Source organism: Spirillospora sp. NPDC029432, from assembly GCF_040703975.1.
Classification (GTDB): Bacteria; Actinomycetota; Actinomycetes; order Streptosporangiales; family Streptosporangiaceae; genus Spirillospora.
Genome location: NZ_JBEZWH010000011.1, coordinates 128,426 through 140,731 on the forward strand (window position 1 = coordinate 128,426; position 12,306 = coordinate 140,731).

Below are 12,306 nucleotides of genomic sequence, written 5' to 3' on the forward strand. Positions count from 1 at the left end.
CCGCCCGGACCGGCCAACGTGATCTTTACGGCATATCAGGTGATCGCCGGAACGCACCCCGGCTAACCGGCGGCGAACGCCTCCTCCAGGACGTCCAGGCCCTCCTTGAGCAGGTGCTCGGGGATGACCAGCGGGGGCAGGAAGCGCAGCACGTTGCCGTACGTGCCGCAGGTCAGCACCAGCAGGCCGGCGGCGTGGCAGCGGCGCGCGATCTCGGCGGTCAGCGCGGCGTCCGGCTCGGTGGTGCCCGGCTCCACCAGCTCGATCGCGAGCATGGCGCCGCGGCCCCGCACGTCCCCGACGGCGGGATGGCGGTCGGCCAGCGCGCGCAGGCGGGGCAGCATGATGTCGCCGATCGCGCGGGCGCGGTCGGCGAGCTTCTCGTTCTCGATCTCCTCCAGGACGGCCAGCGCCGCCTGGCACGCGACCGGGTTGCCGCCGTAGGTGCCGCCGAGCCCGCCGGCATGGATCTTGTCCATCAGCTCGGCGCGGCCGGTGACGGCGGCCAGCGGCAGCCCGCCCGCGATGCCCTTCGCGGTGGCGACGATGTCCGGCACGATGCCCTCGTGCTCGCAGGCGAACAGGTCGCCGGTCCGCGCGAAGCCCGTCTGCACCTCGTCGGCCACGAACACGATCCCGTTGTCGCGGCAGAACGCGGCCAGCGCCGGCAGGAACCCGGGCGCCGGGTCGATGAAGCCGCCCTCGCCCTGGATCGGCTCGATCACCAGGGCCGCCACGTTCGCCGCGCCGATCTGCTTGGTGATCTGGTCGATCGCCTGCGCCGCCGCCTCCGGCCCGCAGTCCTCCCGGCTCCCCGGCCAGCGGAAGGGGTAGGCCATCGGCATCCGGTAGACCTCCGGCGCGTACGGCCCGAAGCCCTGCTTGTACGGCATGTTCTTGCTGGTCAGCGTCATGGTGAGCAGGGTCCGGCCGTGGTAGCCGTGGTCGAACACCACGACCGCGTCGCGGCCGGTCGCGTACCGGGCGATCTTGACGGCGTTCTCCACCGCCTCCGCGCCGCTGTTGACCAGGATCGACCGCTTCTCGTGGTCGCCCGGGGTGAGCCGGTTGAGGGACTCGCAGACCTCCACGTACGACTCGTACGGCGCGACCATGAAGCAGGTGTGCGTGAACCGGTCCGCCTGCGCCCTCACCCGCTCGGCGACGCGCGGGTTGGCGTTGCCGACGTTGGTCACCGCGATGCCCGAGCCGAAGTCGATCAGGGAGTTGCCGTCGGCGTCGACGACCACGCCGCCGCCCGCGTCGGTCACGTACACCGGGAGCACGCTGCTCACCCCCGGCGCGACGGCGGCCGCCCGGCGCTCCTGCAGCGCCCGCGAGCGGGGTCCCGGGATCTCGGTGACGACACGGCGTTCCTGCGGCGGATTCTGGCTGCTCATGGCGCGAACATAAGCCGGTCCTGACCTACGCTGAACCGTACGGACCGGCGAATCCCGCCCGTCCGGTTGGACACCGTGCACAGGAGGGTCCGCGAGATGCCGCCCACGCTCGGCAGAGTCGCCGCGCTCCCGGGCCTCGGCCTGCGCCCGCTGACCGAGGTGCCCCGGGACGCGCCCGTCCGCTGGGTCGCGGTCAGCGAGCTGGAGGACCCGACCCCGTTCCTGGAGGGCGGCGAGCTCGTCCTCACGGTCGGGATGCGCCTCACGCCCGAGAACGCCGGGCCGTACGTGACCCGACTGGTGGAGCGCGGCGTCGCCGGGCTGGGCTTCGCGGTCGGCGTCATCCACGGGTCCGTGCCGCCGGAGCTGCTCGCCGCGGCGCGCGCGCAGGGCCTGGCGCTGCTGGAGGTGCCGCGGCCGACCCCGTTCATCGCCGTCGGCAAGGCGGTGTCGCGGCTGCTCGCGGCCGAGGAGTACCGGGACGTCACCCGCTCGTTCCAGGCGCAGCGCGAGCTGACCCGCGCCGCGCTGAAGGGCCCCGGCGCCCTGATCGCCCGGCTGGCCCGCGAGCTGGGCGGCTGGGCCCTCCTCCTCGATCCGGCCGGCGGGGCCCGCCACGCCGAGCCGTCCCGCGCCCGCAGGCACGCCGAGCACCTCGCCCGGGAGATCACCCGCGTCCGGCCCGCCCGGGACGGCCGGCACCCGGCCGAGACCGCCGACCCGGCGGGCGGCGGCGCACCGGGCGGGCCTGCTCGGGGGCCGGTGAGCATCGCGCTGGCCGGGGCCGACGGGCATGTCGTGATGCAGTCGATCGGGGTCGGCGGGAGGCCGCGCGGCTACCTGGCGGTGGGGACGGAGGAGCCGCTGCCGCCCGCCGCGCACACCATCGTGGGGGCGGCGGTGTCGCTGCTGACCCTGCAACTGGAGAGCCCGCGCAGCGGGCGGCGGGTGCGGGCGGCGCTCGGCGGGGTGCTGCTGGGGCTGCGGCCGCCGGGGGCGGCGCCGCCGGAGCCGCCGCTGCGGGTGCTGGCGTGCGGCGGCGAGGTCCTGGACGCGCTGGAGGCCGACCCGGCGGGCGAGCGGTGCCTGGCGGTCCCGGCGGGCGACTGCACCGCGGTGATCGTTCCGGACCGGCTGGCGGGCCAGGTGGGCGCGCTGGCGCGGGCCGGCGGGCCGGTCGGGGTGAGCGCGCCCGCCGCGGACCTGGAGTCGCTGCCGCGCGCGCTGGAGCAGGCCGGGCGGGCGCTGGCCGCGGCGCGGCGGGTGCGGGAGGGGGCCGACAGCCCGTACGGGCTGATGCGCTACGAGGACCTGCCCGGGCAGGGGCTCCTCGGGCTGCTCCGCGACGACCTCGCCGAGGGGTTCGCCGAGGCGCTGCTGGCGCCGCTGCACGCCGAGGACCCCGCGCTCGTCGCGTCGCTGCGGGCGTACCTCGCGGCGAACGGGCAGGGCGAGGCGGCGGCGCGGGCGCTGGGCGTGCACCGGCACACGCTGCGCGCCCGGATGCGCAAAACGGCCGAACTCCTCCATCGCGACCTGGACGATCCGGCGGTCCGTGCCGAATTGTGGGTCGCGCTCGCCGTGGCGTCCAACCGGGACACCCCGATTGGACACGCTGGAGGCTTTCCCGGCGGGCCCGCGGGGATAGCGTGAGCGCATGGACGTGACCCCATTCTGGCTGGCCGGTCGGCCCGCGACCGGTGACGAGGAACTGACCGTTGCCCACCCGTACGACGGCCGCGTCGTCGGGACCGCCGCCGTACCGACCCCGGATCAGGTCGAGGAGGCCGTCGCCGCCGCGTACGCGCTGCGCAAGGAGGCCGCCGCGCTGCCGCTGCACGTGCGCGCCGAGGCGCTGGCGCACGTCTCCCGGAGGCTCGCCGAACGGTCCGAGGAGATCGCCCGGCTGATCACCGGCGAGAACGGCAAGCCACTGCTGTGGGCGCGCGGCGAGGTGACCCGCGCGGTCTCCACGTTCCGGTTCGCCGCCGAGGAGGCCCGCCGCTGGAGCGGGACGACGCAGCGGCTCGACACCGACCCGGCCGCCGCCGGCCGGATGGCGTACGTGACGCGCGTCCCCAAGGGCGCGGTGCTCGGCATCTCCCCGTTCAACTTCCCGCTCAACCTGGCCGCGCACAAGATCGCCCCGGCGATCGCGGTCGGCGCCCCGATCGTGCTCAAGCCCGCCCCCGCCACGCCGCTGTCGGCGCTGCTGCTCGGCGAACTGCTGGCCGAGACCGACCTGCCCGCGGGCATGTTCTCGGTCCTGCCGGTGCCCAACGACCGCGCGCCCGCGCTGGTGGACGACCCGCGGCTGCCGATCGTCTCGTTCACCGGGTCGGTCCCGGTCGGCTGGGCGATCCGCGACCAGGCGCCGCGCAAGCACGTCACGCTGGAGCTGGGCGGCAACGGCGCCGCGGTCGTGCTGCCCGACGCCGACCTCGACTGGGCCGCCACGCGGATCGGGCTGTTCTCCAACTACCAGGCCGGCCAGAGCTGCATCGCCGTGCAGCGCGTCCTGGTCGACCGCCCGGTGTACGACGAGTTCGTGCCCAAGCTGATCGACGCGGTGAACGGCCTCGTCACCGGCGACCCGTGGGACGACCGGACGCAGGTCGGGCCGCTGGTCAGCCAGGACGCCGCCGAGCGCGTCGAGTCCTGGGTGAAGGAGGCCGTCGAGGCGGGCGCCCGGGTGCTGGCGGGCGGCGCGCGCGACGGCGCCGCGTACGCGCCGACCGTGCTGGCCGACGTCCCCGCCGACGCGAAGATCGCGCGCGAGGAGGTCTTCGGGCCGGTCATGCTCGTCCAGCCGGTGGACGGCGTGGACGAGGCGTTCGAGGTCGTGAACGACTCCACCTTCGGCCTCCAGGCGGGCGTGTTCACCCGGAACCTGGACATCGCGTTCCGCGCCCACCGCGAGCTGGACGTGGGCGGCGTCGTCATCGGCGACGTGCCCTCGTACCGCGCCGACCAGATGCCGTACGGCGGCGTGAAGGACTCCGGCGTCGGGCGCGAGGGCCTGCACTCGGCGATGACCGACTACACCGAGGAGAAGGTGATGGTCCTCACCGGCCTTCCCCTCTGAGCCCGCCCAGCCCGCTCAGCCCACTCAGCCCGCTGATCCCGCTGATCCCTCTGCCCCCAGGAGGAGACCCCCTTTGACCGGCGTTGCGTACGAGGAATGGCTCGCCCGGGCCGACCGGCTCGACCCGTGCACCGAGCACCACATCGACGGCGCGCCCTCCCCCGGCGAGGGGACGGCGCCCGTGGTGTCGCCGCGCGACGGCCGCACCATCGCGCAGGTCGCGTCCGCCGGCACGGCGGACGTGGACCGCGCGGTCGGCGCGGCGCGGCGCGCGTTCGACGACGGGCCGTGGCCGCGGCTGCCGCCCGCCGAGCGGAAGGCGGCCCTGCTGCGCTGGGCCGACCTCGTGGAACGTGACAGGGAAGAGCTGGCGCTGCTCATCAGCCTGGAGATGGGCAAGCCGATCTCCGAGGCGGACGGCATCGAGCTGCGCGCGGTGATCGGCTGCCTGCGCTGGTACGCCGAGGCCGCCGACAAGCAGCTGGACGAGTCGCCCCGCACCGACGCCGGCTCGCTGGCGCTGGTCACGCGGGAGCCGGCCGGAGTGGTGGCGGCCGTGGTGCCGTGGAACTTCCCGCTCACCATGGCCGCCTGGAAGTTCGCCCCGGCGCTGGCCACCGGCTGCACGGTCGTCCTCAAGCCCGCCGAGGAGTCGCCGCTGTCGGCGCTGCGGCTGGCCGCCCTCGCCGCCGAGGCGGGGCTGTCGCCCGGGGCGTTCAACGTCGTGAACGGGCCGGGCGAGGTCGCGGGCCGGGCGCTGGGCGAGCACCCCGGCGTGGACGTCGTCGCGTTCACCGGGTCCGGCGAGGTCGGGCGGCACTTCCTGCGGTACGCCGCCGGCTCCAACCTCAAGCGGGTCTGGCTGGAGCTGGGCGGCAAGTCGCCCAACATCATCCTGCCCGACGCGCCCGACCTGGACGCCGCCGCCGACACCGCCGCGTGGGGGATCTTCTTCAACGCCGGCGAGATGTGCAGCGCCCCGTCCCGGCTGCTGGTGCACCGCTCGATCACCGACCGCGTCCTCGACCGGATCGTGGCGCGCGCGGAGACGCTGCGGGTCGGCGACCCGCTCGACCCGGCCACCGAGATGGGCCCGCTGGTCTCGGCGCGCCACCGCGAGCGGGTGCTGTCGTACGTGGAGGCGGGGCGGGCCGAGGGCGCCCGGCTCCGGACCGGCGGCGCGGGCGACGGCCTCTTCCTGCGGCCGACGGTGTTCGACCAGGTCAAGCCGGGGATGCGGATCGCCCGCGAGGAGATCTTCGGGCCGGTGCTGTCGGTGCTGGAGTTCGACGACGCCGACGAGGCGGTCCGGCTGGCCAACGACACCGAGTACGGGCTGGCCGCCGCCGTCTGGACGGGCGACCTGTCCGCGGCGCACCGCATCTCCCGCTCGCTGCGGGCCGGGATCGTCTGGGTGAACTGCTACGAGGAGGGCGACATGAGCGTCCCGTTCGGCGGGATGAAGCAGTCCGGGCACGGGCGGGACAAGTCGCTGCACGCCCTCGACAAGTACACCGACCTCAAGACCACCTGGATCACCCTGTGAGCAGGCCGCTCATCGCCCTGCCCGCCCGCTTCTCCAGCAACGCCTCCGCCCTCCGGTACGCCGCCGAGGTCGCGGCGCGGGCGCTGGTGGAGGCGGTCTGGCGGGGCGGCGGCGAGCCGTTCATCATGCACCCGGCCGACCCGTCCGGCGCCGCGGAGCGGCTGGAGCGCTGCGACGGCGTCCTGCTGCCCGGCGGCGGCGACCTGCACCCCCGCCACTACGGCGCGGCAGACGAGCACGAGGCCCTGTACGACGTGGATGAGGAGCAGGACGCGTTCGACCTCGCCGTCGCCCGGCACGCCCTTTCCGCCGGGATCCCGCTGCTGGCCGTCTGCCGGGGCCTCCAGATCGTGAACGTCGTGCGCGGCGGCACCCTCCGCCAGCACATGGACGCCGAGCACCGCCATCTCGTCCACCCGGTCGCGGTCTCCCCCGGCACGCTGCTGGCCAAGATCCTGGACGGGACCGAGACCACCGCGTCCTGCTACCACCACCAGGACATCGACGTCCTCGGCGGCGGCCTGGAGGTCACGGCGCGGGCCGCCGACGGGACGATCGAGGGCGTCGAGGGCGTCGAGGGGACGGGGCAGGCGGGCGCGGGCTGGTTCCTCGGCGTCCAGTGGCATCCGGAGGACACCGCCGCCACCGACCCGGCCCAGCAGGCGGTCTTCACGGCCCTGGTGACGGCGGCCGGGGCGCGTCAGCGGTAGCGGGCCGTCCGGCGGGCGAGGCGCTCCGCCGGCGGCAGCGCGGCCAGCGCGGTGAGCGCCTCCCCGATCGCCGCCGCGGTCCGGCGGCAGAACGCCTCCGGTTCCTCGGCGGCGTCGGGGCGCTCGTCGACCAGGGCGTCCACGATGCCGTTCCCGAGCAGGTCCGCCGAGCGGACGCCCTGCGCCGCCGCCATCTCCGGCGCCCGGTCCGGGGTCCGGTGGACGATCACCGAGGCGCCCTCGGGCGGCAGCGGGGACAGCCAGGCGTGCCGGGCGGCCAGCACGCGGTCGGCGGGCAGCAGCGCCAGCGCCGCGCCGCCCGTCCCCTCGCCCATCAGCAGGCACAGCGTCGGCGCGGACAGGGTGATCAGGTCGGCGAGGCAGCGGGCGATCTCCCCCGCCAGGCCGCCCTCCTCCGCCTCCGCCGACAGGACGGCGCCGGGCGTGTCGACGACCGTGAGCAGGGGCAGGCCGAGCTCGGCGGCCAGGCTCATGCCGCGTCGCGCGACCCGCAGGCCCGCCGGGCCGAGGAGATGCCCCTCGCGCTGGCTGCGGCGGTCCTGGCCGACGACCACGCACGGCGCGTCCCCGAAGCGGGCCAGGGCGAGCAGGACGCCGGGGTCGGCCTCGCCCTGCTGCGTGCCGGACATCGGCGTGACGCGCGCCGCCCCGTACCGGAGGAGTTCGCGCACGCCGGGACGGTCGGGACGGCGGGAGCGTTCGATCGAGTCCCACGCCGGCCCCTGATCGGGCGGCCGGACGGGCTCGCGGCGCTCCGCGGGCGGAGGCGGCGGGGGCGGTGACGGGGGCGGGGTGCGCGCGCAGAGGACGTCCAGCGCCCCGGCCGCGACCGCGCCCAGGTCGTCGACGCCCACGACCGCGTCCACCAGGCCCTTGTCGAACAGGTTCTCCGCCCGCTGGACGCCCTCGGGGAACGGCTCCCCGTACAGGCCCTCGTAGACGCGGGGCCCCAGGAAGCCGATCAGCGCGCCCGGCTCGGCCGCCGTCACGTGCCCCAGCGAGCCCCACGACGCGAACACGCCGCCCGTGGTGGGATGCCGCAGGTAGACCAGGTACGGCAGGCCCGCCGCGCGGTGCCGGGTGACGGCGGCGGTGATGCGGGCCATCTGCGCGAACGCGAGCGTCCCCTCCTGCATGCGCGTGCCGCCCGAGGACGGCGCCGCCACCAGCGGCAGGCCCTCGGCGGTGGCCCGTTCCACCGCCGCCACGATGCGGTCCGCGGTCGCCACGCCGATCGAGCCCGCCAGGAAGCCGAACTCCGACACCACGTACGCGACCCGGCGGCCCCGCAGCAGGCCCGCCCCGGTCGCCACCGCCTCGTCGCGGCCGCTGCGCTCCCGCGCCGCCGCCAGCTCCCGCTCGTACGCCGAGCCCGGCGCCGCCACCCGCCGCGGCGGCACGTCCCAGGACTCGCGGCCGGCCGCGTCCAGCACCCGCCCCAGCAGCTCCTCCGCCCCCGCCCGCCCGCCCGGCATGCCCACCTCCGTCGAATCCGCGTCCTTCAACCTAGCCCGCGCCGATCATCCCGGTTCAGGCCAGGGGGAGGCGGAGGACGAGCCGGGCGCCGCCCGTGCCGTCGGCATCGCCCACGACCAGGTTGCCGCCGTGCGCGATGGCGATGTCGCGGGAGATCGGCAGGCCGAGTCCGGTGCCGCCGGCGTCGCAGCGGCGGCCCTCGGCCAGCCGCTGGAAGCGCTGGAAGACGCGCTCGCGCTCCTCGGGCGGGATCCCCGGGCCGTCGTCGGCGACCATCAGCAGGGCGTGCCGCCCGTCGGTGCCCACGGCGACGCGCACCCAGGTGCGGGCGTGCCGGTCGGCGTTGTCCAGCAGGTTGGTCAGCAGCCGGATGAGGTGCGAGCGGGCGCCGTGGACCAGCACGCCCTCGTCGGTCTCCAGCTCGATCGGGACGCGGCCGCCGCGGCGGGCCGTCTCGGCGCGGACGAGCTCGCCGAGGTCGATCGTCTCCTGCTCGCCGAGGACGCCCGCCTCCAGCTTGGCCATCACCAGCAGGTCGCTGATGATCCGGTGCAGCCGGTCGGCGTCGACCAGCGCGGACCGGGCCGCGCCCGGCCAGTCCTCGTCCTCGGGATGCTCCAGGGCCAGCTCCAGCTTGGCGCGCAGGCCGGTGAGCGGGCTGCGCAGCTCGTGCGAGGCGTCGGCGACCCAGGCGCGCTGGCGCTCGTTCAGGCGTTCCAGGCGGCGCAGCGTCCGGTTCACCGCGCCGGCCAGCTCGGCGACCTCGTCGTGCCCGGCGGGCACGGTGACCTGGTGGAACGTACGGTCATCGCTGATCGTGTCCAGCTCCCCGGTCATCGTCCGGACGGGACGCAGCGCGCGCTTGACCGCGTGCCACACCGACCAGGCCACCGCGGCGAGCGCGACGGCGAAGCCCAGCAGCAGGAACGTCAGATCGCGCGGGGCGTCGTGGAAGTGCCCGGCCGGGGCCAGCGCGTAGAACACCGCCATCCCGGCGGCGAGGAGCACCGCGACCACGACGGTCGCCATGCCGGTCACCCTGGCCTCCACCGACCAGTGCCGGCGCAGTACCGGATTCCGCATTCCCGGCACCCTCCCGTTCCCGGTCCCGCGCGGTGCGCACCGCGCTTCCCACGCCTGGGGGGTGAGCGGAATGTTCGTCTCTACCTGGCCTAGAACTGGTTGTAACCATCCCATTGCCGTGCGAAACACGAGGTGGCCCGGGACGGGCCGTGCCTCCGCCGTCCCGGGCCACTCGTCCCGGCCGTCGAAGCGCCCTGGACGGCGGGGACCACGCGGACCATCCTGGCCCCGATTCCCTATAAAGTCAACCGACTTTATAGGGAATACCGCGAAACCGATGTCCGCGCGGAACGGTGCCTCCCACCCCTGGGGTACCGACCGCGCGGACATCGCCTTCGGTGCCGCCAACCCCCGGCCCCGCGCGCCGAGGAGGATCCACCGGAGCCGGGCGGTTGCCGAACTGGAGATAACTCTGCCCTGTCCGGATGCCATCGGGGCTACATCGAGGTGACGAACACGTTTCCTACAACCCGTGTTCATGCGGCACCATACTGTGCACACGATCGGGGACAGGACGGACTGAGCCGACGAAAGGGGTCGAGGGGACAGCATGGACGGGCACGCCACCGGGTCCCCGCCGGACCACGCACATCCCCTCGAAGCGAGCGATCCGCCGATGGTGGGCGGCTACCCCCTGATCGGCCGGATCGGCGCGGGCGGGATGGGAACGGTCTACCTCGGGCACGAACCGGGGTCGGACGCGCGGGTCGCGGTCAAGACCATCCACCCGCACCTGGCCGCCGACGCCGCGTACCGCCGCCGGTTCGACGACGAGGCCGTGCTGGCGGGCCGGGTGGCCTCGTTCTGCACGGCCCGCGTCCTCGCGCACGGCGAGGAGGACGGGCTGCCGTACATCGTGAGCGAGTACGTCGGCGGCCTCTCCCTCCAGCACCGGATCAGCGCGAACGGCCCGCTGCCCGCCGCCGACGTGCACGGCGTGGCCGTGGGCGTGATGTCCGCGCTGGCGGCGATCCACTCCGCCGGGCTCGTGCACCGGGACCTCAAGCCCGCCAACGTGATGCTCACCCTCTCCGGCTGCCGGGTGATCGACTTCGGGATCGCCCGCGCGCAGGACGCCGCGGGCACGCTCACCGGCTCCGGAACGGTCCTCGGCACCCCGGGCTGGATGGCCCCCGAGGTGCTCACCGGCGGCGCCGCCGGCCCGGCCGCCGACATCTTCGCCTGGGGCTGCCTGATCGCGTACGCGGGCACCGGGCGGCTGCCGTTCGGCGACGGTCAGCCGATCGCGGTCGCCCGCCGGGTGATCCGCGACGAGCCCGACCTGGCGGGGCTGCCGGGCACGCTGCTCCCGGCCGTCCGGGCCGCGCTGTCCAAGGACCCGGAACGGCGGCCGTCCGCCGCCCGCCTGCTGCTCGCGCTGGTCGAGCAAGGCGGGCAGGGCGGGCTGGGCGAGATCCCGGCCGTGCCCGCGCCCCGGCCGGCGTCCCGGTCGGGGGTCCGGTCGGGGGCCCGGAAGAAGGCCGCCGCGCCCGTCCCCGAGCCCCGGCGCGCGCCCGGCGGCGACGGGCCGGACACCGCCGCGTTCACCGTGATCACGCATGTCGGGGCGCGCTCCACCACCCGGGTACGGCTGCTCGCGGCGGCCGGCGCGGCCGCCGCGACACTGCTGGTCGGCGGCCTCATCGCCGGCATGGGAGGCGATGAGGGCGGCGCGGCCCCCGTCCGGCAGACCACGACGACGGCCCCGGTGGACCCGGCGGCCTCGCCGTCCCCCACGCGGACTCCCGTACGGCGCGCCGTGCCCGTGCGGAAGAAGAAGCCCAAGCTCCGGCCGAAGACCGGCACGACGTCCAAGCAGAAGGCCAAGGGCAACGGAAAGAAGAAGGCGCGCGGGCGCTGAGCGTCAGGTGCGCCAGATGAGGATGAGGGCGCAGTCGTCGTCGCGTTCGGCGGCCATCGTCTGGACCAGCTCCCTGGCGCCCTTGCGGAACCCCTCCGGGACGAGCCGTTCGGCCTCGCCCAGCAGCCGGTCGATGCCCGCGTCCAGGTCGCGTCCGGGCGACTCCACCAGCCCGTCGGTGTAGAGGAGCAGCGCGTCGCCGGGGCGGAGCTGGCCGTGCTCGGGAACGCAGCGCAGATCGGGCACGACGCCCAGCACCACGCCCTTGGCCGGGCTGACCTGCCAGGTGCCGCTGCCCGCGTCGAACTGGACGGCCGGCGGGTGGCCCGCCGACTCGACGGTGTACTCGCCCGTCGCCAGGTCGAGCACCAGGTGGACGGCCGTCACGAAGCCCTCGTCCCAGCGCTGCCGCTGCAGGTAGGTGTTGGCGGCCGGGAGGAACTGCTCAGGCTGGAGCGATCCAAGCAATCCACCGAAAGCACCCGAAAGCATCAGGGCCCGCGTCCCGGCGTCGGTGCCCTTGCCGGACACGTCCACCAGCGCCAGCTCCAGCGTGTCGCCCTCGCGGGAGGAGACGACGAAGTCGCCGCCGAACGACGAGCCGCCCGCCTGGAGCAGCACGACCTGGGAGTCCCACCCGGCGGGCAGCTCGGGCATCTGGCCCTGGCGGTGCAGCCGGTCGCGCAGCTCCAGCAGCATCGAGTCGCCGCGCAGGCCCTGCACGCCGAGCTGCTGGCGGGTCCGGGCCAGCGTCAGCGCCAGCACCGCGGTGATCACCAGCGTGGCGATCATGCCGGGGCCGACCTCGCGCGGGTCGTGCCAGTTGTTGTACGCGACCATCGCCGCGACCACGCCCAGCAGGACGGCCAGGCTGCGCAGCTTCAGCAGCAGCCCGCCGCCGAGCACGGTCAGCACCAGCGCGCTCGGCGGCGCCCAGGCCCGCGACACGGTCGCGCCGATGCCGAGCACCACCGCCAGCACGGCCAGCGCCACGAACACGTTCCGCTCGCGCTTGAGCCGGCCCATCCGGAGCCACCGGTACAGCCGCACGAGGGGAGGGATCCGGCGCAGGAACGCGCGGACCCCCGGCGGGAGGAGGTGGACCAGACGCTGCAGCATGACTC

The 12,306-nt window shown here is 75.4% G+C and carries 9 protein-coding genes; 5 read left to right on the plus strand and 4 right to left on the minus strand.

From position 1 onward, the window contains the following. Positions 1–62: 62 nt before the first annotated feature. Complete coding sequence (gene gabT, locus AB0881_RS11895) at positions 63–1,400, minus strand: 4-aminobutyrate--2-oxoglutarate transaminase (RefSeq protein ID WP_366616377.1); 1,338 nt, start codon at positions 1,398–1,400, stop codon at positions 63–65. Between the two features lie 96 nt (positions 1,401–1,496). On the opposite strand from gabT, the gene AB0881_RS11900 reads away from it, so the two are divergent. From AB0881_RS11900 to AB0881_RS11915, 4 genes are all read left to right on the plus strand, one after another. Beyond that, positions 1,497–3,053 carry a PucR family transcriptional regulator gene (locus AB0881_RS11900; RefSeq protein WP_366616379.1) on the plus strand — a complete coding sequence of 519 codons (1,557 nt, stop codon included), beginning with the start codon at positions 1,497–1,499 and terminating at the stop codon, positions 3,051–3,053. A gap of 4 nt (positions 3,054–3,057) precedes the next feature. Next, complete coding sequence (locus AB0881_RS11905; RefSeq protein ID WP_366616381.1) at positions 3,058–4,485, plus strand: aldehyde dehydrogenase family protein; 1,428 nt, start codon at positions 3,058–3,060, stop codon at positions 4,483–4,485. A gap of 73 nt (positions 4,486–4,558) precedes the next feature. After that, complete coding sequence (locus tag AB0881_RS11910) at positions 4,559–6,031, plus strand: aldehyde dehydrogenase (protein WP_366616382.1); 1,473 nt, start codon at positions 4,559–4,561, stop codon at positions 6,029–6,031. Continuing rightward, positions 6,028–6,741, plus strand: a complete 714-nt coding sequence (locus AB0881_RS11915; RefSeq protein WP_366616384.1) for a gamma-glutamyl-gamma-aminobutyrate hydrolase family protein — start codon at positions 6,028–6,030, stop codon at positions 6,739–6,741. Before AB0881_RS11910 ends, AB0881_RS11915 begins: the two co-directional genes overlap by 4 nt. Here the strand turns inward: AB0881_RS11915 and AB0881_RS11920 are convergent. Further along, positions 6,732–8,237 (minus strand): carboxyl transferase domain-containing protein, encoded by a 1,506-nt coding sequence (locus tag AB0881_RS11920; RefSeq protein WP_366616385.1) that lies wholly within the window; start codon positions 8,235–8,237, stop codon positions 6,732–6,734. The two genes, AB0881_RS11915 and AB0881_RS11920, sit on opposite strands and share 10 nt — an antisense overlap. 55 nt (positions 8,238–8,292) lie before the next feature. After that, on the minus strand, positions 8,293–9,321 hold the full coding sequence (locus AB0881_RS11925) for a HAMP domain-containing sensor histidine kinase (RefSeq protein ID WP_366616386.1): 1,029 nt from the start codon (positions 9,319–9,321) through the stop codon (positions 8,293–8,295). 550 nt (positions 9,322–9,871) lie between these two features. Here AB0881_RS11925 and AB0881_RS11930 point away from each other — a divergent pair. Then, complete coding sequence (locus AB0881_RS11930; RefSeq protein WP_366616388.1) at positions 9,872–11,182, plus strand: serine/threonine-protein kinase; 1,311 nt, start codon at positions 9,872–9,874, stop codon at positions 11,180–11,182. Positions 11,183–11,185: 3 nt separating this feature from the next. Here AB0881_RS11930 and AB0881_RS11935 read toward each other — a convergent pair whose 3' ends face one another. Then, the gene (locus AB0881_RS11935) at positions 11,186–12,301 is read right to left on the minus strand and encodes a PP2C family protein-serine/threonine phosphatase (protein WP_366616389.1); all 1,116 of its coding nucleotides are present in this window, start codon (positions 12,299–12,301) and stop codon (positions 11,186–11,188) included. Between the last annotated feature and the right edge of the window lie 5 nt (positions 12,302–12,306).

Excerpts from the sequence above, each read along its gene's own strand:
- gabT (WP_366616377.1), bottom strand. The coding sequence starts at position 1,400 with ATGAGCAGCCAGAATCCGCCGCAGGAACGCCGTGTCGTCACCGAGATC.
- AB0881_RS11900 (WP_366616379.1), top strand. The coding sequence starts at position 1,497 with ATGCCGCCCACGCTCGGCAGAGTCGCCGCGCTCCCGGGCCTCGGCCTG.
- AB0881_RS11920 (WP_366616385.1), bottom strand. The coding sequence starts at position 8,237 with ATGCCGGGCGGGCGGGCGGGGGCGGAGGAGCTGCTGGGGCGGGTGCTG.
- AB0881_RS11905 (WP_366616381.1), top strand. The coding sequence starts at position 3,058 with ATGGACGTGACCCCATTCTGGCTGGCCGGTCGGCCCGCGACCGGTGAC.
- AB0881_RS11935 (WP_366616389.1), bottom strand. The coding sequence starts at position 12,301 with ATGCTGCAGCGTCTGGTCCACCTCCTCCCGCCGGGGGTCCGCGCGTTC.
- AB0881_RS11925 (WP_366616386.1), bottom strand. The coding sequence starts at position 9,321 with ATGCGGAATCCGGTACTGCGCCGGCACTGGTCGGTGGAGGCCAGGGTG.
- AB0881_RS11930 (WP_366616388.1), top strand. The coding sequence starts at position 9,872 with ATGGACGGGCACGCCACCGGGTCCCCGCCGGACCACGCACATCCCCTC.